We start from the raw sequence: 21,652 nt of genomic DNA on the forward strand, positions 1-21,652 counted from the left end.
CTGGTGATCTATGCATATCCGGTTGGGGAGGACACCGTGGCTGCTCGCGGCCGCGGGACTCGTGCTGTCCGGCTGCGCCAAGTTCGACGACCGCGCGGCGGGCCAGACGTTCGCGCCCGCGCCGCAGCTGAGCGCCCCCGCCGGGCCTCAGCCACAACTTCCGGAGATCGACGGCAACTCGAGCGGCAACTCGGCCCGGCCGAATCCGGCCCCGACCCCGGTACCCCCGCCGCAGGGCTGCACGGACTACGACAAGGCGGTCATCGCGACCTGCCTGGACACGGTGTCGGCGGTGGCCGCGCTGCCCGGTGACGGCTCGACCCCGAGCGCACTGGCCGGCGAGCGCAAGAGCGGCCGCGTCATGCTGGTCACGGCCGGGAAGGCCGCCACCGAGCTGACGAGCCTGCAGGTCGACGCGTCGGGCGACGGCGGTCTCACCGGGCTCGCGCTGTCCCCGACCTATGCCGAGGACCAGCTGGTTTTCGCCTACATCACCACGGCCACGGACAACCGGGTCGTGCGCTTCACCAAGGGCCAGGCGCCGAAGCCGGTGCTCACCGGCATTCCGAAGGGTGCGACGGGCAACCGCGGCGCGATCACCTCGGACGGCAAGGGTGCGCTGCTCGTGGCCACCGGCGACGCGGGCAACGCGTCGGCGGCCGCCGACCCGGCTTCGCTGGCGGGCAAGATCCTGCGTATCGACACGGCCGGCGCGGCCGCGAAGGGCAACCCGGCGGACGGTTCGCGCACCTATGCGACCGGCGTGCACTCCCCCGGTGGGCTCTGCAAGGCCGCCGACGGTTCGCGGGTGTGGCTCACCGACAGGTCCTCCACGCAGGACGTGCTCTTCCGGGTGCAGGCGGGCGCGTCACTGGCGGTGCCCGCCTGGACGTGGCCGGACAAGCCGGGCCTCGCGGGCTGTGCCGACGGCGGCGATTCGGTCATGATCGGCACGTCGACGGCGGGCAACGTCCAGCAGGTCCCGATCACGCTCGACGGTGCGGTCGGCGGCCGGCCCAAGGCGATCATGGACGGCAAGAACGGCACGGGCTACGGCCGGTACGGCGGCATGGACCCGATCAGCAGCCAGTTCGCGCTGGTGGGGACGGTCAACAAGGACGGCGGCAAGCCGGTGAGCAGCGACGACCGCGTCGTGGTCATCCAGCTGCAGCCGAGCCCCAACGGCGGCACCGGCAAGGACTAGCGGCAGCGCCCGCACTCTCACCGCCGGTTGGCAGGCGTCCCCCGCCGCCGCGCCAGCCGCACGTCCCACGTCGCCGCGAACAGCGACACCAGACAGCACACCAGCGCCAGGTACCGCCCGAACCCGCCGTAGATCCCCACGCCACCCTGTTCCAGCAGCAGCCGCGCGTCCTCGTCGAACTGGCGGTCGATGACCACCCAGCCCAGCACCATGAGCACCAGCGCCACCAGTGACGCGATCAGCCACAGGTGCGGCAGCCCGCTGACCCTGGCCTTCCGGTTCTGACCGAGAACCGCCACCGCGATTCCGGCCAGCAGCAACAGCAACGGCCCCGCGTACGCCAGGAAGCCCGTGGTGAAGGCGTTCCGCGCGACCTCACCCGCGGGCGACTCCCGCAGTGCCTCCTCCGCGTCCTGGTTGGTCGCGGTCAGGTTCGTCCACGGCAGGAACAACGTCCCCACCGCGACGAGCCCCGACCCCAGTGCGACCCACTCGCGCCACGAGACCTCGCGCGCCGAGAAAGCCATCGGTTCAGGCGCCGACCCGCTCGATGATCAGCTCACGCACGCGCTTCGCGTCGGCCTGGCCCTTCGTCGCCTTCATCACGGCACCGACGATCGCACCGGCCGCGGCGACCTTGCCGCCCCGGATCTTCTCCGCGACGTCCGGCTGCGCCGCCAATGCCTCGTCCACGGCCGCGAGCAGCGCCGAGTCGTCCGAGACGACCTTCAGGCCGCGCTTGTCCACGACCTCGTCCGGCTCGCCCTCGCCCTCGAGCACGCCCTTGACGACCTCACGCGCGAGCTTGTTGGTCAGCTCCCCGGAGGCGACCAGCTCGATCACCCGCGCGACCTGCGCCGGGGTGATCGCCAGCGCGGCCAGCTCGACCTCGCGCGCGTTGGCCTCCTGCGTCAGGAAGTTGACCCACCAGCCACGCGCGTCGCCCGGCTTCGCCCCGGCCGCGACCGTGGCCTCGACCAGCTCCACGGCACCCGAGTTGAACAGGTCCCGCAGCTCCTCGGCCGTCAGCTCCCACTCGGTCTGGATCCGCTTGCGCCGCGCCGCCGGCATCTCGGGCAGCGTGCCGCGCAGCTGCTCGATCCACTCCTTCGTCGGCGCCATCGGCACCAGGTCGGGCTCCGGGAAGTACCGGTAGTCCTCCGCGGTCTCCTTGGTGCGCCCGGACGAGGTGGTGCCGTCGGCCTCCTGGAAGTGGCGCGTCTCCTGCGTCACCGTGCCGCCGCCGGCCAGCACCGCGGCCTGCCGCGTCATCTCGTACCGCACGGCACGCTCGACGCTGCGCAGCGAGTTGACGTTCTTCGTCTCGGTGCGCGTGCCGAACTCGCTCGCGTCCTTGGCCATGAGCGACACGTTCGCGTCGCACCGCAGCGATCCCTGGTCCATCCGCACGTCGGAAACACCCAGCGCCCGCAACAGATCCCGCAGCGCGGTGACGTACGCGCGCGCCACCTCGGGCGCCCGCTCCCCCGTGCCGGCGATCGGCTTCGTGACGATCTCGATCAGCGGCACGCCGGCGCGGTTGTAGTCCAGCAGCGAGTGCTCGGCACCATGGATCCGGCCGGTCGCGCCGCCGATGTGCAGCGACTTGCCGGTGTCCTCCTCCATGTGCGCGCGCTCGATCTCGACCCGCACGACCTCACCGTCGTCCAGCGTCACGTCGAGGTAGCCGTTGAACGCGATCGGCTCGTCGTACTGCGAGGTCTGGAAGTTCTTCGGCATGTCCGGATAGAAGTAGTTCTTCCGGGCGAAGCGGCACCACGGCGCGATCTCGCAGTTGAGCGCGAGCCCGATGCGGATCGCGGACTCGACCGCCTTGCCGTTGACGACCGGCAGCGAGCCGGGCAGGCCGAGGCAGGTCGGGCAGACGTGCGTGTTGGGCTCGCCGCCGAAGGTGTTCTCGCAGCCGCAGAACATCTTCGTGTTCGTGTTGAGCTCGACGTGCACCTCGAGTCCGAGCACCGGGTCGAACCGCTCGATGACCTCGGCGTAGTCCATCAGGTCGGCGACCGCGGTCACGCCGACACCCCCTTCAGCTCCGGAATCCGGTCCAGGATCGGGCCTCGCGCCACCTCGTACGCCGCGCCGACGCGGTAGAGCCGCTCGTCGGCCAGCGCGGGCGCCATGATCTGCAGCCCTACCGGCAGGTTGTCCTCTTCGGACAGTCCACTCGGGACGCTCATCGCGGCGTTGCCCGCCAGGTTCGCGGGAATCGAGCAGATGTCGGACAGGTACATGGCCAGCGGGTCGTCCACGCGCTCGCCGATCTTGAACGCCGTGGTGGGCGTGGTCGGCGACACGAGCACGTCCACCTTCTCGAAGGCGGCGGCAAAGTCCCGTGTGATCAAGGTGCGGACCTTCTGGGCCGAGCCGTAGTAGGCGTCGTAGTAGCCCGAGGACAGCGCGTACGTGCCGAGCATGATGCGCCGCTTGACCTCCGCGCCGAACCCGGCCTCGCGGGTCAGCGCCATGACTTCCTCGGCGCTGTGCTCGCCGTCGTCGGCAACCCGCAGGCCGTAACGCATGGCGTCGAAGCGGGCGAGGTTGGAGGAGGCCTCGCTCGGCGCGATCAGGTAGTAGGCGGGCAGCGCGTAGGTGAAGTTCGGGCACGAGACCTCGACGACCTCGGCGCCGAGCGCGCGCAACTGCTCGACAGCGGCCTCGAAGGACCGCGACACGCCGGCCTGGTAACCCTCGCCGGAGAACTCGCTGACCACGCCGACCTTGATGCCCTTGAGATCACCCTTGAGGCCCTCGCGCGCCGCGGCGACGACCGGCGGCACCGGCGCGTCGATCGAGGTGGAGTCGAGCGGGTCGTGACCGGCGATGACCTCGTGCAGCAGCGCGGCGTCGAGCACCGTGCGCGCGCACGGGCCGGCCTGGTCCAGTGACGAGGAGAACGCGACAAGTCCGTACCGGGAAACCCCGCCGTAGGTGGGCTTCACGCCGACGGTGCCGGTCACCGCGCCGGGCTGGCGGATCGAGCCGCCGGTGTCGGTGCCGATGGCCAGCGGCGCCTCGAACGCGGCCAGCGACGCCGACGAGCCACCGCCCGAACCGCCGGGGATGCGCTCCCGGTCCCACGGGTTGCGCGTCGCGCCGAACGCCGAGTTCTCGGTGGAGGAGCCCATCGCGAACTCGTCCATGTTGGTCTTGCCGAGGATCGGCACACCCGCTTCCCGGAGCTTGCGCGTCACGGTCGCGTCGTAGGGCGGGATCCAGCCTTCGAGGGTCTTCGACCCGCATGTGGTGGGGATGCCCTTGGTGGTCAGCACGTCCTTGAGCGCCAGCGGCACGCCCGCCAGCGGCGACGCCGGCGTGGCGGCCTCGTCCACCGCCTTCGCGGCGGCCAGCGCACCCTCGGCGTCGACATGCAGGAACGCGTGCACGGCGCCGTCGACCTGCGCGATCCGGTCCAGGTGGGCCTGGGTCACCTCGACCGAGGACACCTCCCGGCCGTGGATTTTCTCCGCGAGATCGGCCGCCGTGAGCCTTGTTAAGTCGGTCACTGTTCCTCCCCCAGAATCCGCGGCACCCGGAAACGCCCCTCCTCGGCGGCCGGCGCGCCGGCCAGCGCCTGCTGCTGCGACAGACTCGGGCGGACGGTGTCCTCCCGGAAGATGTTGGTCAGCGGCACGGCATGCGACGTCGGCGGGATGTCGTTCTGCGCGACTTCCCCGACCTTCGCGACGGCATCAAGGATCTGGTCGAGCTGACCTGCGAAAACGTCGAGCTCGTCCTCGGTGACCGCCAGCCTGGCGAGTTTGGCGAGGTGCGCGACCTCGTCACGCGAAATGTTGGGCACGCGGGTTACTCCCGGGGTGTGCTGTGCATGGGTTCGGTAAGCAGCAAGTCTATGGCGGACGCCCTCGGCGGCTCGACTGGGTTATGCACAGCTTGTGTGCGGAACGGTCTCGGTACGCGGACAGTCACTCCCGGCAGCAGGCTCCGTCTGTCACAATCAGCGGCCGGCGTGCGCTTCACGGCAAGGCTGGGGCGCCCATTCCCGAGAGGGGTTCGCGTGTCCTTCCTGATCCGGGTGCAGCTCCCGGACTCGCCAGGCACCCTGGGTGCTGTCGCGACGGCGCTCGGCACGATCGGGGCGGACATTCTCAGCGTGGACGTGGTGGAGCGCACGGGCGGCGTCGCGATCGACGACCTCGTGATCGAACTGCCCTCGGGCCGCCTGCCCGACGCGTTGATCACGGCGGCGGAAAGCGTGCCGGGCGTCGAGGTCGACGCGGTCCGCCCCTACGCCGGCGTGCTGGACACGCATCGCGAACTCGAACTCGTCGAGGAGATCGCCGCGGCACCGGCGTCCGGGCTGGCGACCCTGGTCGAGGGCGTGCCGCGGATCATCCGGGCCGGCTGGTCCATCGTGGTCACTCAGGCGGGCGACGGGATTCAGCGGCTCGCGTCGTCCAGCGCCGCGCCGGAGGTGCCCATCACCGAGCTGCCGTGGCTGCCGCTGGAACGCGCCACCGTGCTGGACGGCGAGGAATCCTGGGTGCCCGAGACGTGGCAGGAACTGGGCACCGAACTCGCCGCGACCCCGCTCGGCAAACCGGGCAAGGCGCTGCTGGTCGGCAGGCCAGGCGGGCCACTGTTCCGGGCCGCCGAGGTCGCCAGGCTGGCACATTTCGCCGGGATCGTGGCGGTCGTCCTCGACGGCTGAGCGGTCCTCGGCGTCAGTGCGTCAGGGGTCGTGCCGCCAACACGGGGGATGTGGCGTGTTCGCGGACGGTGAGGCCAGCAGGCCGTTGAGGTCCCTCCTCCGCTCCGCCGGCGACGGCTACATGTCGTGCTCCCAGCTGCCGCGCGTGTCGACGTCCGCGGCATCCGCCAGCGCCTCCAGCTCCGCGATCTCCTCATCGGCGAGCTCGATGCCGTGAGCTCGGACCAACCCGTCGATGTGACCCGCCTTCGTGACCCCGACGATCGGGGTGGTCCCCTTGGCGATGGCCCAGGCGGTGGCGACGTCGGCGGCGGACGCGCCCCGGCCCTCGCCGATCGCCCCCAGCCTGTCCGTCAGCGCCTGCAGCTGGGGCAGGATGCCGTTGTACACGGCCGCCCGGCCGCTGCCCTCCGGCAACGGATGGGCCGGGCTGTACCTGCCGGTCAGCGCCCCTTGCTCGAGGACCATGTAGGAAAAGAACCGCACGTCGTGCTCGCGGCAGTGATCGAGAATGCCCGCGCGCTCAGAGCTCCGGTACAGGAGACTGTGGTGGTTCTGCACCGCCTCCACACGGAAGCCGGCCTCGCCGAGGATCTGATCGGCAAGAGCGATCTCCTTCAGGTTGTGGTTCGAGACGCCGACATGCCTGATCCTGCCGCTCTGCAGCAGCGGAATCAGAAGCGGCGTCCAACGGGCCACGTCGGCAGGGTTGTGGATCCAGTACAGATCCACATAGTCCGTACCCATTCGCTCGAGGCTCTGCTCCAGCATGTCCGCGACCGGATCGTCGCCGTCGCCCGCGACCTGCGGGGTGAACTTCGTCGACAGCTGGTACTCGCCGCGGGCGTAGCCCTTCAGCGCCTGAGCGAGGACCGTCTCCGAGTGGCCCATGCCGTACACCACCGCGGTGTCCCAGAGGGTGAACCCGTTCGATTGCGCCTTCTCGACGACCTTTCGCAGGCCGGACGCGGTCAGCTGACTGCCGAAATAGCCGTCGCCCACCTCGCCGCTGTCTCCCCAGGCCCACGTGCCCAACGCCACCGCCGGCGCTGTCAGCGTCTCGCTCGTCATGTCCCCTGCCTCCAGTGCTTGTTCTTCCGCCGTGGCAACTCGTGGTGAACGCCCCGACCGGCCTCGACGGGTATCTCGCCAGGGCCGTTCGATCCCCAGCAGACCGCGATCTCCGCCACCGGAGAAGGTCGCGTTTATGGGGGGTATGACCTCAACCCCCCTCGCGCCGTGACCAGCGGCTACCGTGAATGACATGGACCAGCAGTCCGGAAACCGCGGCGAAATCCGGCACTTCCTTACCAGCCGGCGCGCCAAGATCACCCCGGCGCAGGCCGGACTGCCGACCAGCACCCGTCGCCGGGTCCCCGGGCTGCGGCGCGAGGAGGTCGCCGTCCTGGCCGGCGTGAGCACGGAGTGGTACACGCGGCTGGAGAAGGGTCACATCGGCGGTGTGTCCGAAGACGTCCTTGACGCGGTCGCTCGCGCCCTGCAACTGGACGACGACGAACGCACCTACCTGTTCGACCTGGCCCGGTCATCGCGGTCCGAGAGTCGCACGCCATCGCGTCGCAGGGACGTCGAGGTCCCGCCCCAGGTCCAGTGGCTACTCGACTCGATGACGATGTCCTCGGCGTTCGTACGCAACGGCCGCACGGACGTCATCGCCAGCAATCCCCTGGCCCGAGCCCTGTACGCGCCGATGTTCGACAGCGCCACGATCGACAAGCGCGGCCGCCCCAACATCGCCCGCTACGTCTTCCTCGACCTCGGCGCACAGGACTTCTTCGTCGACTGGGACGCCGCCGGCGATGCCACCGCCGCCCTGCTGCGCGCCGAGGCCGGGCGCGAGCCCCACGACCGGGCACTGCGTGAACTCATCGGCGAGCTGTGGACCCTCAGCCCCGAGTTCCGCGGCCTCTGGGCCGCGCACGACGTCCTGATCCGCCACGACGGCATCAAACGGCTCCAGCACCCCGAGGTCGGCCACCTGGAACTGACCTTCCAGTCCCTCGACCTGCCCCTGCCTGGCCGAGCGGTGCACAACCTGATCACATACACCGCCGAACCCGGCACCGCATCCGAAGACCGGCTCAAACTCCTCGCCAGCTGGGCAGCTACGCGATCTCGGGCGGCAGAGCCCACGGGCCACTCTCCTCAGCCCGGGTCGTAACTGCGCTACCACGGCGTATTCGCCCGGCGAACCAACGCCGACGACGCCTAAGCCCGGGCGGCCGCACCGGTGATGTTGCGGGCCATGCCGCCGAAGACCACGTCGTGGAACGGCGCGATCGATTTCCAGTACAGGTGCCCGGCGAGCCCGTGCGGTTCGAAGATCGCGTGCTGCCGGTAGACCGAGCCGCCCTCGCCGTCGGGCGTCGCGGACAACTCCAGCCAGGCGCGCCCCGGCAGCCGCATCTCCGCGCGCAGCCGCAACAGCTTCGGCCGCTCCAGCCGTTCCACGCGCCACCAGTCCAGTGCCTCGCCGACGTGCAGGTACCGCGGATCGCGGCGGCCCCGGCGCAGCCCGGCCCCGCCCGCGAGCCGGTCGATCCAGCCGCGCACCGACCAGGCCAGCGGGAACGAGTACCAGCCGTGCTCGCCGCCGATGGACTCGATGACCTGCCACAACTTCTCCGCGTCGGCATCGGCGTGCCGTTCGCGCACGTCCTCATACACCGAACCGCCCGACCAGTCCGGGTCGGTGGGCAGCGGATCGGAGGGCGCGCTGGCGTCGGACCATCTGGTCGGCACGTCGGAGCGGCGGATACGGGCCAGTGCCAGCTCGATCGCGCGCTCGTAGTGGGTCAGGCCACCCTCGGGATCGGGGATGTAGGCGGCGATGTCGTGGTCATGGCAGAACACCTCGTGCACCAGCGATTCGATCAACGGCACGGCGATCGCGCGCGGCACCGGCGTCACCAGGTTCACCCACTGCGCGGACAGCCACGGCGTGAGCACCGGGACGGGCACGACGGCGCGTCGCGGCAGCCCGGTGACCACGGCGTAGCGGCGCATCATGTCGAGGTAGGTCAGCACATCGGGGCCGCCGATGTCGAAGCCGCGGCTGACCTGCGCCGGAAGCGTGGCCGCGCGCACCAGGTAGTGCAGCACGTCGCGGACGGCGATCGGCTGGATCCGGTTGTGCACCCAGCGCGGCGTGATCATCGCGGGCAGGCGTTCGGTGAGGTAGCGCAGCATCTCGAAACTGGCCGAACCCGAGCCGAGGATGATCGCGGCGCGCAGGACGACCGTCGGCACGCCCGAGCCGAGCAGGATCTCGCCGACCTCGGTGCGCGAGGCCAGATGTTCCGACAGTTCGTCGCCGTCGGGCGTGATGCCGCCAAGGTAGACGATCCTGGTGATCCCGGCGCGTTTCGCGTGTGCGGCGACGTTGCGCGCCGCGTCGCGATCGACCTGCCCGAAGTTCTTCTGCTGCAACGAATGCACCAGGTAGTAGACGACGTCCTGACCGTCCACGGCGGACGCGACCGAGTTCGGGTCGAGCACGTCGCCGCGCACGATCTCCACCCGGTCGCGCCAGGGCACGTCGGCGAGCTTGCCGGGGTCGCGCGCGACCGCACGCACCTGGTGCCCCTCGCGGAGCAGTTCGGGCACAAGCCGGCCGCCGATGTATCCCGTCGCGCCGAAGACCACGCATCGCATGGTCCTCATCGTCACTCACCCCAGCCGGGACGGCCACCAGACGCGTCGGCCGATGTCCAGCGACAACGCCGGGACCAGCAGTGATCGCACGATGAGGGTGTCGAGCAGCACTCCGAAGGCGACGATGAACGCGATCTGCGCGAGGAACAGGATCGGGATGACGGCCAGTGCGGCGAAGGTCGCCGCGAGCACCACCCCGGCGGAGGTGATCACGCCGCCGGTGAGGGTGAGCCCGCGCAGCACCCCCTCACGGGTGCCGCTGCGCACGGTCTCCTCGCGTACGCGGGTCATCAGGAAGATGTTGTAGTCCACGCCGAGCGCCACGAGGAAGACGAATCCGAACAGCGGCACCGCCGGATCGGCGCCGGGAAAGCCGAGCAGGTGGTTGAACACGAGCGCGGAGACACCGAGCGTCGCGGCGAAGGAGAGGACCACCGTCGCGATCAGCAGCAGTGGCGCCACCAGCGCACGCAGGAGCAACGCCAGGACGAGGAAGATCACGACGAGCACGATCGGGATGATCACGGCGCGGTCGCGTTCGGACGTTCGCTGCGTGTCGAGCTGGATCGCGCTCTGCCCGCCCACGATCGCGTCCGCGCCCGCGACGGGGTGCACGGCGTCGCGGATGCGGCCGACGGTGGCCAGCGCGTTCTCGGAGTCGGCGGGATCGGTGAGTACCGCGAGCACCTGGGTGCGGCCGTTGGCGGTCGCGGTCACCGCGGTCTGCGCGACACCGTCCACTTTGGCCTTCTGCGCGATTTCCCCGGCGTGGTCGGTGTTGGTGATGATGATCGCGGGTGAGCCGGTGCCGCCGGGGAAGTGCTTGACGAGGATGTCCTGGCCGGTCTTGGAGTCCACAGTGGTCAAGAAGAGGTCGGACTGGGCGACGCCACCCGCCTTGAGCTGCGGCAGGAAGGCCGCGGCGGCGAGGAGCAGGACTGTCGTGCCGATCCAGATGGCACGCGGTTTCGCGGCGACCCGCCTGGCGATCCGGGCCCAGATGCCATTGTTCTCGGGATGTGCCGAGCCGAACTTCGGGCGCAGCGGCCAGAACGCGGCCCGTCCGGCGACCGCCAGCGCGGCGGGCAGGAACGTCAGCGAGGCGAGCAGGGCCGCGAAGATGCCGATCGCGGCGACCGGGCCGAGGCCGCGGTTGGACTGCAGGTCGGAGAACAGCAGGCACAGCACGCCGAGGATGACCGTGCCGCCGGAGGCCACGATCGGTGCGAACACCGCTTTCAGCGCGGTGCGCACGGCTTCGACGCGGTCCTCGGTGTCACGGAGTTGTTCGCGGAAGCGGGAGACGAGCAGCAGCGCGTAGTCGGTCGCGGCGCCGAAGACGAGGATGAACAGGATGCCCTGGCTCTGGCCGTTGAGGGTCAGGATGTCGTGGTCGGCCAGGACGTAGACCGACAGCGCCGCCAGTCCGAGCGCGAAGACGGCGGAGAGCAGGACGATGAGCGGGAGCAGGACGCTGCGGTAGACGAGGACGAGGATCACGGCGACGACCAGGCCCGCGACCAGCAGGAGGATGCCGTCGATGCCGCCGAAGGCGGTGACGAGGTCGGCGATCTGCGCGGCCGGGCCGGTGACCAGCACGGTCAGGCCGTCCGGTGGTTGCTTCAGTTCCTGGCGGACCTGCTCGACGACGTCGCCGGGTTTGCCGCCGGTCTTGATCTGCAGGACGAGCTGGAGCGCCTGACCGTCCTTGGGGGACAGTTCGGGTCTGGCGGCGGTGACCCCGGGGATGGCGCTCACCCGCGCGGCGGCCTCGGTGAGGAAGGCGGTGTCCCGTGCGGTGATGCCCGAGGTGCGTTCGGCGACGACGATCGCGGGCAGCACCTTGGCGGCGGAGAAGGCGCGCTGCTCGTCCTGGACCCGGGTCGACTCGGCCGACGCGGGGAGGAAGGCGCTGTTGTCGTTGGTGGAGACTTCGCTGAGCTTGCCGGTGTAGGGGCCGCCGAACCCGCCGACGGCGAGCCAGACGATGAGCAGGAGCGCGGGTAACAGCCAACGGCTCGCGGACTTCCGCATCGGTTATACAGTCCTTCGGGTCGGGCAGCGCCTTCGATCGGCGGGGATTTGTTCAGCAGGCTGAGCAATTTGTACCATGCCGGGGCCGGTCGGGGCAGCGTTGAGTGCCACGAGCTGGCCGGATGGCTCGTGGCCTGGGGTTATCGGGGTAAGCCGGATCGGCTGACGGAGGCAGCGAGGTGACACAGGGCGGCGAGCGTGAGCACACGTCTGGTGGGCGTGCGGGTGGTGTGCGCGCGGGTGGCGGGCGCGCGGCTGGTGCGGAGGGCTCGGTGAGGGGGCGCGTGGCTCGCGGAACCGCGGCAGGCGAGCGTGGTGCCGGAGAAAGCGCAAGCGGGAAGGACCCGGTGGACGAGCGCAGGACCGAACGGGGCGCAGCCGGAGCGACCCCGCCCGCCCGGCGAGCGGCGAGTGGTCAGGCCGGGGCAGGCCCGGACGAAGGACTCGGCACGTGGCCGACCGGGCGCCTGCTGTCAGCGGCGGCGCGGTTGGTGGAGCAGCGCTGGACCGACCGGCTCGACACCCTCGGACTCTCCCACGCAGGGCTGATCGTGCTGCACAACCTGCGCGCCGGGCCTCGCTCGCAACGGGAGCTCGCTCGTAGCTGCCAGGTCACCGATCAGACGATGAGCCGCACGCTCGACCGCCTCCAGCGCGAGGGCTATGTGGACCGCGTGCCCGACCCCGCCGACGGGCGCCGCTCGCTCGCACGCCTCACCACCCGCGGCCGCCAGGCCTGCGATCGCGCCGAACGGGTCGCGCGCGAGGACACCTCCGTCATCGGCGCCCTTGGCGACGACGACGCCTTCCGCCGCGAGTTGATCACGCTCATCGAGCACCTCGGCGGACCGGGGTGAGACCCATCGGCCGAAACGCCCCGGCCGCCACGAAGCCATCCCCGCGAAGTGACCACCTCATCGGGCGCGGCACGGGCCGCGTGAGAAAGCACCGGCCGGAACGCCCCGGCCGCCGCGACACCATCCCACGAACCGACCACGCTCGCCGTGCACCTCGGCGGACCGGGTTGGAAACCCACTGGCCGAAGCCGCACCGAAACCGCGCGCGCGAACTGGCCGAAGCCGCACCGAGCACCTCGACGAGCCGGGTCAAAGCCGCCGGCTGAAACGCCCGGCCACCACGAACCCACCCCGCGCTCAATGCGCGCCCCGCGGGCCGGAGCCGGGATGGCGGCAGGACAGACCTCAGAGATCGAGGCCGAACGCGCGCAGCCAGAAGCCGGGGCCGGGCTGCCAGTCCCGCTCGGGCAGGCGCGTGAAGCCCAGCCGCGCATACAGCCGGTGCGCGGCGGTCATCGAATCGAGGCTGCACAGGACCACTCGCCGAGCACCCAGCGCGCGGGCGCGGTCCACGACCGCTCTGGTCAGCGCTTCGCCGACACCGCGGCCACGTGCCGCCGGCGCGGTGGACAGCATGCGGAACTCGAGTTCGTCCGGCCGCGAGATTTCCGCGAAGGCGCTGCCCGGTGGGGTCACCGTCACCGAACCGAGCAGTTCACCGTCACCGGTCACCGCGACCAGCAGTTCGGCGTGCTCGGCCCGGCGCGCCGCGTCGGACAGCTCGTGCGCGTATTCCGCGTTCGCGACGAGCAGACCGTCCGCCTCGTACGCGGCCACGGTGAGCGCACCCACCGCCGTCAGCTCGTCCTGGCGCGCGGGACGCACCAGGACACCCGCCGACACGACATCACTCACCCGCATCCCCCTCCCCCGCGGGCAGCGCCACCTCCGCCGCCGCCTCGGGACCGCGTTCGAGCAGCACCTCGAAACCACTCTCGTCGAGGACGGGGACCTTCAGCTGCACTGCCTTGTCGTACTTCGAACCCGGCGCGTCGCCGACGACGACGAACGCCGTCTTCTTCGACACCGATCCCGCCGCCTTGCCGCCGCGCGCCATGATCGCTTCCTTGGCCTCGTCCCGGGAGAACGTGTTCAGCGATCCGGTGACCACAATGGACAGACCTTCGAGGTTGCGCGGGATCGAGGTGTCCCGTTCCTCCTCCATGCGCACCCCGGCGCGCCGCCACTTGTCGACCACCTCGCGATGCCAGTCGACCGAGAACCACTCCTGCACGGCCGCCGCGATCGTCGGACCGACACCGTCCACATCGGCCAGTGCCTCCTCGCTCGCCGCCTCGATCGCCTCCAGCGAGCCGAATTCCCTGGCCAGCGCCTGCGCCGCGGTCGGCCCGACGTGCCGTATCGACAAACCGACCAGGACCTTCCACAACGGACGGTCCTTGGCCGTTTCCAGGTTGTCCAGCAGTTTGCGCCCGTTGGCCGAGAGCTGACCCGCCTTGGTGCGGAACAGCTCGACCTGCTCCAGCTTCTCCTCGTCCAGGTCGAAGATGTCGCCCTCGTCGACGACCACCCCGGACTGCAGCAGCGCGGTGGCGGCCTCGTACCCGAGGACCTCGATGTCGAACGCGCCCCGGCCGGCGAGGTGGAACAGCCGCTCCCGCAACTGCGCGGGGCAGGATCGCGCGTTGGGGCAACGGATGTCGACGTCGCCCTCCTTCTGGTGCGCCAGCGTCGTGCCGCACTCCGGGCAGCGCGTGGGCATGACGAACTCGCGCTCGTCACCGGTGCGCACGTCGACCACGGGCCCGAGCACCTCGGGAATGACGTCGCCCGCCTTGCGGATGACCACGCGGTCGCCGATCAGCACGCCCTTGCGCTTGACCTCCTCGGCGTTGTGCAGTGTGGCCATCCCGACCGTGGACCCGGCGACCTTGACCGGCTCCATCACCGCGAACGGGGTGACGCGGCCGGTGCGCCCCACGTTGACCTGGATGTCGATCAGCTTGGTGGTGGCCTCTTCCGGCGGGTACTTGTACGCGATCGCCCACCGCGGCGCGCGCGAGGTGGTGCCGAGCCTGCGCTGCAGCGAAACCTGGTCGACCTTGACCACGACGCCGTCGATCTCGTGCTCGGCGTCGTGGCGGTGCTCGCCCCAGTACTCGATGTGGGTCAGCACCTGCTTGGCCGAGTCGAAAACCTTGGTATGGGTGGAAACCGGCAGCCCCCACGCCGTCAGTGCGTCGTAGGCGTGCGACTGCCGGTCCGGCTCGAATCCGTCCCGCCTGCCCAGCCCGTGGCAGATCAGCCGCAGCCGCCTGCTGCGGGTGACCCGGGGATCCTTCTGCCGCAACGATCCCGCAGCTGTGTTGCGTGGATTGGCGAACGGCGGTTTGCCCGCCTCGACGAGCTTCGCGTTGAGCTCCAGGAAGTCCTCGACGCGGAAGAACACCTCGCCACGCACCTCGACCACCGCCGGCACGGGATACTCCTCGGTGCCGGTCAGCGTCTCCGGCACCTGCTCGAGGGTGCGGACGTTGAGCGTCACGTCCTCGCCCGTGCGCCCGTCACCGCGGGTGAGCGCGCGGGTGAGCCGTCCGTTCTCGTACAGCAGGTTGATGGCCAGCCCGTCGATCTTCAGCTCGCACAGGTACTGCGTGGAACCGCCGACCTCGCGTTCGACACGCTCGATCCAGCCCATCATCTCCTCGGTGTCGAAGACGTTGTCCAGGCTGAGCATCCGCTCGAGGTGGTCGTACGCGGCGAACTCGGTGGAGAAGCTGCCGCCGACGTTCTGCGTCGGCGAATCGGGCGTGGCCAGGCCCGGGTACTCGGACTCCAGCGCCTCGAGCTGGTGCAGCAGCTCGTCGAACTCGCCGTCGGAGATGACGGGCGAGTCCAGCACGTAGTAGCGGAACTGGTGGCCGCGGACCTCTTCCGCGAGCGCGCCATGCCGCTCCCGCGCTCCGGCGGGGACCTCGGTGACGTCCTGGGCTTCACTCACAGTGCGTCAGCTTAGTCAGGCCCACCGACATTTCCGTCGAGCCCGCGCACGAGGTCACGGAGTTCCAGCAGGGACATGGAATCGGCGGGTTCGTCCTCCGCGGTTTCCACTCTGCGTAACCGCTCACCGGCGAGCCGCTCCCCCAGGGCCGCGTCCAGCGGGAGGAACGTCATGGCCGACCGCGCCTCTGGGCCCAGCTCGGCGAACTTCGGGTGGTGCACGGCCACATCCACCATGCCGTCGTTCACCTGGACGGCGACACGCACGTCGGCGAGTGCGACGCGGTGTTCACCGAGGTTCACCGTGACCTCACTCGGATCGGGCACCGGAGGCACCGAATCATGGAACTCCCAGATCGCGTCGTCCTCGGGTGCTTCGGCCTTCCACGCGTCGGTGAAGGGCCTCAGCCCCGGATCCTCCTGGCCGGTCACGACCAGCGCGTAAATCGCCTTCTGCCCACGTTCGAGGGAAAAATGCAGCTCCGGATGCAGCGCGGCGACGGCCGCGGCGAGTTCGTTCTCCACACGCTGCGGTTCACGGTCGCCGAGCGCGGCGTTGGTTTCCGGCAGCAGCTCGAACCAGCGCTCCCAGAACCGCCGCGCCGCGGCCGCCGGATCGTCGGGCACCTCCTGGTGCGGCCACGGGGTGCGCGGATCGGGCGGCACGTCCTCCTGTTGCCTGCGGCGGAACCATCGCATCGGTTCTTATTACCAGCCTTCCGGCGGCTCCACGAACGCTTTGCCCAGATCCCTGGTCAGCGACAGCGCACGCCGCAGCCACTCCGGCGTCGCACCGGCGAACCCGCAGGCCGGCGTGGGCACCGCGCGTTCGGCGAGTATCGAGCGGTTGAATCCGAGCCGGTCCACCAGATCCAGCGCGGGCTTGGCGAGCCCGAGCAGCGTCGGCGGTGTCGCGGGCGAGAGCGCGGGCACCAGGCCGAGGAACATCGCCACCCCCGAGTCCCACGCCTCGCCGAGCTCGTCGAGCAGCCTCGCGGGCGCGCCCTCGAACGAGGTCGCGTCGAACGCGAGCGCGCCGGCCCCGGCCGAACGCAGCAACGCGACCGGCGGCCGCGGCGCGCAGCAGTGCACCACGACCGGCTGCCCGGTCACGGCGCCGGCCCGTTCGATGACGGTGGCCAGCAGGTCGCGTGCTTCCGGTTCGGGCACGGCGTCGACCGTGCCGTACCCGGACGGGGTGGGCAGGGAGCCGGCGAGCACCTCGGGCAGCGTGGGTTCGTCGAACTGGACCACGACCTGCGCGCCGGTACGCGTACGCAATTCGGCGACGTGCGCGGCGAGTCCTTCGAGCATCGATTCGGTGAATTCGCGCACCGCGCCACGGTCGGTCAGCACCCGGTGCCCTCGGGGCAGTTCGATTCCGGCCGCCAGCGTCCACGGACCGGCGACCTGCGTCTTGACGACGGGCGGCGGGGAGGCAGCGGCCTCGTCCACCGCGTCGAGGTCCCAGCGCAGCAGGTCCACGGCGCGCCGCTGATCGCGGCCGGGCCGGGCCGTCACGCGGTAGCCGCTCGGCACGACCTCCACGGCGAGGTCGACGAGCATCGCGGCGCCGCGTCCGATGATGTCGGCGCCGACCCCGCGCGCGGGAAGCTCGGGTACGTGGGGGAATTCGGGCAGTTCCCCGAAGACGATCGCCGCCGCCTCGGCGGCGTCGGTACCCGGCATCGAGCCGATGCCGGTCGCCGCGCCGGGGGGCCAGGGGTTGTCGCTCACATCGGCCATTGTGGCCGGTGTGACGAGGCCGTAAACGATGGGTTCCACCATCTCGCGCGAGTGCCCGGCGATCCCGTACCTTGCAGGAAAATCCAAGCGTGAAAAGGGAGGTGACAAGCATGAGGGTGGCACTGGCACAGACGGACTGCCGGCTCGGCGACGTGGAGGGCAACCTCGCGACCACCGAACGGCTGATCAAGGAGGCCGCCGCCGACGGCGCGGACCTCGTCGTGTTCCCGGAGCTGAGCCTGACCGGCTACGCGCTCGGGCAGCTGGCCGACGACATCTCCCTGTGGCCCGACGACCCGCGGCTGGTCGAGCTGTCGCGGCACGGGCCGGACGTCGTCATCGGGTTGCTCGAAGACGGCCGCATCCGGCGCCACAACTCGGCTCTGTACCTCTCCGAGGGCGAGGTGGTGCACAACCACCGCAAGCTGTATCTGCCGAACTACCTGATCTGGGAGGAACGCAAGCACGCCAGCCCGGGCCAGCACATGCGGGCGTTCGAGACGCGGTTCGCGCGCATGGCCACGCTCATCTGCAACGACGCCTGGCAACCGATGCTGCCCTGGCTCGCCGCGCAGGACGGGGCCGAGATCCTGATCGTGCCGACGAACTCCGCGGCGAAGCTGACGGGCGGCTCGTTCGACCCCGCCGAGTACTGGCACGACCTGCTCACCTTCACCGCGCGGATGCAGCAGTGCTGGGTGATCTTCTGCAACCGCGTCGGTGACGAGGCGGGCGTCCGGTTCTGGGGCGGTTCACGCGTGGTGGATCCGTGGGGTTCGGTGGTGGCCACGGCACCGACGTGGGAGGAGGCGTTGATCGTGCTGGACATCGACCCGGCCGCGGTCCGGCGGCGGCGCCGGGAAATCCCGTTGCTCGCCGACGCCCGGCTCGGCCTGCTGCGCCGGGAACTGGAAAGGCTCATCAACGAAAGCGGCTCGGATTAACGCAGGCGGGCGATAATTAACGAAAAGGACATATCTCCGCAATTCGCCGGGGTGCTCCCGTGTCGTGATTCGGCTGGCTACGATTTGTGCGTATGACGAGCGATTCACGGCGTGCTGGTGGAGGCACGCTGTTCACCGAGCCGGTGCTGGTGGTCAACCAGAAGGCCAAGCTGGTGGAGACGACGAATGAATTCGGCGTTTTCGACCAGCACGGCAGGCCGCTCGGTTCGGTCGTGCAGGTTGGGCAGAGCCTGTTCCGGAAAGCCGTCCGGTTGTTCACGAATTTCGACCATCACCTTTCGCACACGTTCGAAGTGCGGGACATGGACGGCAGCGTCGTACTGAAAGTGACACGTCCGGCCAAAATGCTCAGATCGCGCTTTATCGTCACCCGCGCGGACGGCACGCCGATCGGCGAGATCGCGCAGGAGAACGTGTTCGGCAAGGTGCGGTTCTCCTTCACCGCGGGCGGTGCCGAGATCGGCGAACTGCGCGCGGAGAACTGGCGCGCCTGGGACTTCTCGCTCAGCGACGGCACCGGCACCGAGGTCGCCCGCGTCACCAAGACCTACGCCGGTTTCCTCGCCGAGGCGTTCACCACAGCCGACAACTACGTCGTCGAGGTCTACCGGCACCTCGCCGATCCGCTCGCCAGCATGGTTCTGGCCTCCGCCCTCACTGTCGACACCGCCCTCAAGCAGGCCGAACACGATACGTGACGGGCGTCTCAGCGCGGCCGTGTAGACAATCCATCCCTGAGCGTTTCAAAGTAAATGATCGGGGACGGAAGGGACGATGAGGTCGCGTGGAACCATTGGCTGAGGACGACACCCGCTCGTGGACCGAGCCGGGCATCTACACCGTCGCGCCCGGTGTGTACCGGATTCCCCTGCCGTTGCCCAACGACGGCCTGCGCTCGGTGAACGTCTACGCCATCACCAACGGCACCGAACTGGTCATGATCGACTCCGGCTGGGCGCTGACCGAGGCGCGCGAGCAGCTCGCCGCGAGCCTCAAGGGCATCGGGGCCGAACTCGGCGACGTCAGCCAGTTCCTGGTCACCCACGTGCACCGCGACCATTACACGCTCGCCGTCGCGCTGCGGCGCGAGTTCGGCAACCGGATCGGGCTCGGCGAGCACGAGGAGACCTCGCTGCGGCTGACCGCGCAGCCCGATGCCGCCGGCGTGAACACCCAGCTGACACTCCTGCGCGCCTCGGGCGCCGAAGCGCTCGTGGACGAGCTGCGCAAGCTCTTCGGCGACCGCCCGCCGCAGACCGAGCTCGACATGTGGGAGATGCCCGACGAGTGGCTGAAGCCGGGCAGGCGCACGGTCATGGCCGACCGGTCGCTGGACATCGTGCACACGCCCGGCCACACCACCGGGCACGTCGTGTTCGACGACGCCGCCGCGGGCCTGATGTTCACCGGTGACCACGTGCTGCCGCACATCACGCCGTCGATCGGTTTCCAGCCCGGCGCCTCCGAGCTGCCGTTGAAGGACTTCCTCGGTTCGCTGCACCTCGTGCGCGGGATGCCGGACCGCAAGATGCTGCCCGCGCACGGCGCCGTGTCGCCGAGTGTGCACCAGCGCATCGACGAACTGCTCGAGCACCACGAGCAGCGGCTCGCCCGCACCGCGGAGACGATCGTCGCGGGCGCCACGACGGCCTACGAGGCCGCAGACAAGCTGGGTTGGACTCGGCGACAGCGCAAGCTCGCCGAGCTCGACCCTTTCAACCGGATGCTCGCGGTGACCGAGACCATGGCCCACCTGGACCTGCTCGCGTACCAGGGCAGGCTCGCGGTGTCCACTGTGGACGGCACAAAGCACTACACCCTGCCGTAACCCCCAACTCGCGCACCCAGAACCCTCGACTCGCGGAACCGGAACCCCCGACTCGCGCGGGAGACAACCGCGCGAGTTCAGGGTTCTGACAGGGCGAGTCGAGGGTTCTGAGCCGGTGAGTTGAAGGTTCTGGGCCGGTGAGTTGAAGGTTCTGAGCCGGTGGGTTTAGGGTTCGAAGCGGGTGCGCAGTTCTCGTTTGAGGATCTTGCCGGAGGCGTTGCGCGGCAGTTCGTCGACGAAATGCAGCGCCTTGGGCACCTTGAACGACGACAGCCGCTGCCGCGCGTGCGCGACCAGCACGTCGGCCGAGACGTCCTCTTTGGACACCACGACGGCGGTGATCGCCTCGATCCACTTCTCGTCCGGCACCCCGATCACCGCGACCTCCCCCACCGCGGGGTGGGTGTAGAGCGCGTCCTCCACCTCGCGCGAGGCGACCAGCACCCCGCCGGTGTTGATCACGTCCTTGATCCGGTCCACGACGTAGATGTAGCCCTCTTCGTCCATCCGCACGAGGTCACCGGAGTGGAACCAGCCTCCGCGGAAGGCCTCCTCGGTCTCTTCCGGCTTGTCCCAGTAGCCGGTGCACAACTGCGGCGAGCGGTACACGACTTCGCCCAGCTCCCCCGGCGGCACGTCGTTGCCCTCGTCGTCGACGACCCGCAGCTCCACGAACAGCGCGGGCCGCCCGGCCGAATCGGGCCGGGCCTCGTGCTCGTCCGGGCCCAGGATCGTGGCGAGCGGCGCGATCTCCGACTGCCCGAAACAGTTGTAGAAACCCAGCTCCGGCATGGCTTCCCGGAGCCGGCCCAGCACGGGGCCGGGCATGATCGACGCGCCGTAGTAGGCCTTGCGCAGCGCACTGAGGTCCCGCTTGTCGAAGTCCGGGTGGTTGGCCAGCGCGACCCACAGCGTCGGCGCGGCGAAGAACGCGCCGTGCCGGTCGGACTCCAGGCGCCGCAGGATCTCCGCCGGATCGGGCGTCTCCAGGATCGTGTTGACCGCGCCGACCGCGAGCCACGGCAGGAGGAACACGTGCATCTGCGCGCTGTGGTAGAGCGGCATGACGTGCAGCGGCTCGTCGTCGGCGGTCATGTCCAGGCCCACCAGGCACGACACGTACTCGTGGATCAGCGCGCGGTGCGTCATCATCGCACCCTTGGGCTGGGACGTCGTACCGGAGGTGTAGAGCAACTGGGCGAGATCGGTGTCCTCGACGGCGACCTCGATGTCCGGGACGTCACCGGTGGAGGCCAGCGCGAGCAGCGAGTCCGGCGCGTCCCGCAGCGCGACCACGTTCTCGAGCCCGGACAGGTTGGGCCGCAACGCCGGATCGGCCAGCGCGATCCTGCTGCCCGACTGGTTGACCAGGTAGCCCAGTTCCTCGCCGGTGAGGTTGTAGTTGATCGGCACGTGCACGAGGCCGGCGCGGGCGCACGCGAGGAACCCGATCAGGTAGGCGTCGGAGTTCTTGCCGTAGGCCGCGACCCGGTCGCCCTTGGCCAGGCCCAGCCGGAGCAGGTGCGCGGCCGCACGGGTGACCGCCGCGTCCAGTTCGGCGTAGGTCCATTGCCGGTCGGCGAAACGCAGCGCGACGCGACGCGGGACCCTGGCCGCGCTGCGCCGCAGGATGTCGGCGACGGTACTGGAACGAAGCAGGGTCATGGGACCTCCTGGCGCCGGTGCCAT

19 protein-coding genes are annotated in these 21,652 nt (G+C 70.0%); 7 read left to right on the forward strand and 12 right to left on the reverse strand.

Annotated features, from left to right (window positions below):
* Positions 1–10: 10 nt before the first annotated feature.
* The gene (locus HFP15_RS17910; RefSeq protein ID WP_168517024.1) at positions 11–1,204 is read left to right on the forward strand and encodes a PQQ-dependent sugar dehydrogenase; all 1,194 of its coding nucleotides are present in this window, start codon (positions 11–13) and stop codon (positions 1,202–1,204) included.
* A gap of 17 nt (positions 1,205–1,221) precedes the next feature.
* Here HFP15_RS17910 and HFP15_RS17915 read toward each other — a convergent pair whose 3' ends face one another.
* The 4 genes from HFP15_RS17915 to gatC are packed head-to-tail and all read right to left on the reverse strand — an operon-like array spanning position 1,222 to position 5,027.
* Entirely contained in the window at positions 1,222–1,731 is a 510-nt protein-coding gene (locus tag HFP15_RS17915; RefSeq protein ID WP_168517026.1) for a hypothetical protein, read from the reverse strand.
* A 4-nt stretch (positions 1,732–1,735) separates the two neighbouring features.
* The gene (gene gatB / locus HFP15_RS17920; protein ID WP_168517028.1) at positions 1,736–3,241 is read right to left on the reverse strand and encodes an Asp-tRNA(Asn)/Glu-tRNA(Gln) amidotransferase subunit GatB; all 1,506 of its coding nucleotides are present in this window, start codon (positions 3,239–3,241) and stop codon (positions 1,736–1,738) included.
* Positions 3,238–4,731 (reverse strand): Asp-tRNA(Asn)/Glu-tRNA(Gln) amidotransferase subunit GatA, encoded by a 1,494-nt coding sequence (gene gatA / locus HFP15_RS17925; protein ID WP_168517030.1) that lies wholly within the window; start codon positions 4,729–4,731, stop codon positions 3,238–3,240. The genes gatB and gatA overlap by 4 nt, the downstream gene beginning before the upstream one ends.
* A complete protein-coding gene (gene gatC, locus HFP15_RS17930; RefSeq protein ID WP_168517032.1) occupies positions 4,728–5,027 on the reverse strand; it encodes an Asp-tRNA(Asn)/Glu-tRNA(Gln) amidotransferase subunit GatC in 300 nt (99 codons plus the stop codon). Before gatC ends, gatA begins: the two co-directional genes overlap by 4 nt.
* 216 nt (positions 5,028–5,243) lie before the next feature.
* Between gatC and HFP15_RS17935 the strand changes: the two genes are divergently transcribed.
* Entirely contained in the window at positions 5,244–5,897 is a 654-nt protein-coding gene (locus HFP15_RS17935; RefSeq protein ID WP_168517034.1) for an ACT domain-containing protein, read from the forward strand.
* 117 nt (positions 5,898–6,014) lie between these two features.
* On the opposite strand, the gene HFP15_RS17940 is transcribed toward HFP15_RS17935, so the two are convergent.
* On the reverse strand, positions 6,015–6,968 hold the full coding sequence (locus HFP15_RS17940; RefSeq protein WP_168517036.1) for an aldo/keto reductase: 954 nt from the start codon (positions 6,966–6,968) through the stop codon (positions 6,015–6,017).
* A gap of 193 nt (positions 6,969–7,161) precedes the next feature.
* Between HFP15_RS17940 and HFP15_RS17945 the strand changes: the two genes are divergently transcribed.
* A complete protein-coding gene (locus HFP15_RS17945) occupies positions 7,162–8,079 on the forward strand; it encodes a helix-turn-helix transcriptional regulator (protein ID WP_168517038.1) in 918 nt (305 codons plus the stop codon).
* A 47-nt stretch (positions 8,080–8,126) separates the two neighbouring features.
* Here HFP15_RS17945 and HFP15_RS17950 read toward each other — a convergent pair whose 3' ends face one another.
* Entirely contained in the window at positions 8,127–9,572 is a 1,446-nt protein-coding gene (locus HFP15_RS17950; protein ID WP_168517342.1) for an SDR family oxidoreductase, read from the reverse strand.
* 15 nt (positions 9,573–9,587) lie between these two features.
* The gene (locus HFP15_RS17955; RefSeq protein WP_168517040.1) at positions 9,588–11,606 is read right to left on the reverse strand and encodes an MMPL family transporter; all 2,019 of its coding nucleotides are present in this window, start codon (positions 11,604–11,606) and stop codon (positions 9,588–9,590) included.
* A gap of 347 nt (positions 11,607–11,953) precedes the next feature.
* Between HFP15_RS17955 and HFP15_RS17960 the strand changes: the two genes are divergently transcribed.
* Positions 11,954–12,463 carry a MarR family winged helix-turn-helix transcriptional regulator gene (locus HFP15_RS17960; RefSeq protein WP_168517042.1) on the forward strand — a complete coding sequence of 170 codons (510 nt, stop codon included), beginning with the start codon at positions 11,954–11,956 and terminating at the stop codon, positions 12,461–12,463.
* 345 nt (positions 12,464–12,808) lie between these two features.
* On the opposite strand, the gene HFP15_RS17965 is transcribed toward HFP15_RS17960, so the two are convergent.
* From HFP15_RS17965 to HFP15_RS17980, 4 genes are read right to left on the reverse strand one after another with little or no spacing between them, the layout of a single operon-like run.
* The gene (locus HFP15_RS17965; RefSeq protein WP_312871635.1) at positions 12,809–13,318 is read right to left on the reverse strand and encodes a GNAT family N-acetyltransferase; all 510 of its coding nucleotides are present in this window, start codon (positions 13,316–13,318) and stop codon (positions 12,809–12,811) included.
* Entirely contained in the window at positions 13,311–15,425 is a 2,115-nt protein-coding gene (ligA, locus tag HFP15_RS17970; RefSeq protein ID WP_168517046.1) for an NAD-dependent DNA ligase LigA, read from the reverse strand. Before ligA ends, HFP15_RS17965 begins: the two co-directional genes overlap by 8 nt.
* Before the next feature lie 11 nt (positions 15,426–15,436).
* A complete protein-coding gene (locus HFP15_RS17975) occupies positions 15,437–16,123 on the reverse strand; it encodes a hypothetical protein (RefSeq protein ID WP_168517048.1) in 687 nt (228 codons plus the stop codon).
* A 9-nt stretch (positions 16,124–16,132) separates the two neighbouring features.
* Positions 16,133–17,161, reverse strand: a complete 1,029-nt coding sequence (locus HFP15_RS17980) for a methionine synthase (RefSeq protein ID WP_168517050.1) — start codon at positions 17,159–17,161, stop codon at positions 16,133–16,135.
* Positions 17,162–17,280: 119 nt separating this feature from the next.
* Between HFP15_RS17980 and HFP15_RS17985 the strand changes: the two genes are divergently transcribed.
* The 3 genes from HFP15_RS17985 to HFP15_RS17995 all read left to right on the forward strand — a co-directional run bounded on the left by HFP15_RS17985 (position 17,281) and on the right by HFP15_RS17995 (position 19,963).
* Complete coding sequence (locus HFP15_RS17985; protein ID WP_168517052.1) at positions 17,281–18,114, forward strand: nitrilase-related carbon-nitrogen hydrolase; 834 nt, start codon at positions 17,281–17,283, stop codon at positions 18,112–18,114.
* Between the two features lie 92 nt (positions 18,115–18,206).
* Positions 18,207–18,833, forward strand: a complete 627-nt coding sequence (locus tag HFP15_RS17990; protein ID WP_168517055.1) for an LURP-one-related/scramblase family protein — start codon at positions 18,207–18,209, stop codon at positions 18,831–18,833.
* A gap of 86 nt (positions 18,834–18,919) precedes the next feature.
* A complete protein-coding gene (locus HFP15_RS17995) occupies positions 18,920–19,963 on the forward strand; it encodes an MBL fold metallo-hydrolase (protein ID WP_168517057.1) in 1,044 nt (347 codons plus the stop codon).
* Between the two features lie 165 nt (positions 19,964–20,128).
* Here HFP15_RS17995 and HFP15_RS18000 read toward each other — a convergent pair whose 3' ends face one another.
* On the reverse strand, positions 20,129–21,628 hold the full coding sequence (locus HFP15_RS18000; RefSeq protein ID WP_168517059.1) for an acyl-CoA synthetase: 1,500 nt from the start codon (positions 21,626–21,628) through the stop codon (positions 20,129–20,131).
* Positions 21,629–21,652 lie beyond the last annotated feature (24 nt).

The sequence above is a fragment of the Amycolatopsis acididurans genome (assembly GCF_012328925.1).
Lineage (GTDB): Bacteria > Actinomycetota > Actinomycetes > Mycobacteriales > Pseudonocardiaceae > Amycolatopsis_E > Amycolatopsis_E acididurans.

Excerpts from the sequence above, each read along its gene's own strand:
- HFP15_RS17910 (WP_168517024.1), top strand. The coding sequence starts at position 11 with ATGCATATCCGGTTGGGGAGGACACCGTGGCTGCTCGCGGCCGCGGGA.
- HFP15_RS17915 (WP_168517026.1), bottom strand. The coding sequence starts at position 1,731 with ATGGCTTTCTCGGCGCGCGAGGTCTCGTGGCGCGAGTGGGTCGCACTG.
- HFP15_RS17940 (WP_168517036.1), bottom strand. The coding sequence starts at position 6,968 with ATGACGAGCGAGACGCTGACAGCGCCGGCGGTGGCGTTGGGCACGTGG.
- HFP15_RS17945 (WP_168517038.1), top strand. The coding sequence starts at position 7,162 with ATGGACCAGCAGTCCGGAAACCGCGGCGAAATCCGGCACTTCCTTACC.
- HFP15_RS17950 (WP_168517342.1), bottom strand. The coding sequence starts at position 9,572 with ATGCGATGCGTGGTCTTCGGCGCGACGGGATACATCGGCGGCCGGCTT.
- HFP15_RS17955 (WP_168517040.1), bottom strand. The coding sequence starts at position 11,606 with ATGCGGAAGTCCGCGAGCCGTTGGCTGTTACCCGCGCTCCTGCTCATC.
- HFP15_RS17975 (WP_168517048.1), bottom strand. The coding sequence starts at position 16,123 with ATGCGATGGTTCCGCCGCAGGCAACAGGAGGACGTGCCGCCCGATCCG.
- HFP15_RS17985 (WP_168517052.1), top strand. The coding sequence starts at position 17,281 with ATGAGGGTGGCACTGGCACAGACGGACTGCCGGCTCGGCGACGTGGAG.
- HFP15_RS17990 (WP_168517055.1), top strand. The coding sequence starts at position 18,207 with ATGACGAGCGATTCACGGCGTGCTGGTGGAGGCACGCTGTTCACCGAG.
- HFP15_RS18000 (WP_168517059.1), bottom strand. The coding sequence starts at position 21,628 with ATGACCCTGCTTCGTTCCAGTACCGTCGCCGACATCCTGCGGCGCAGC.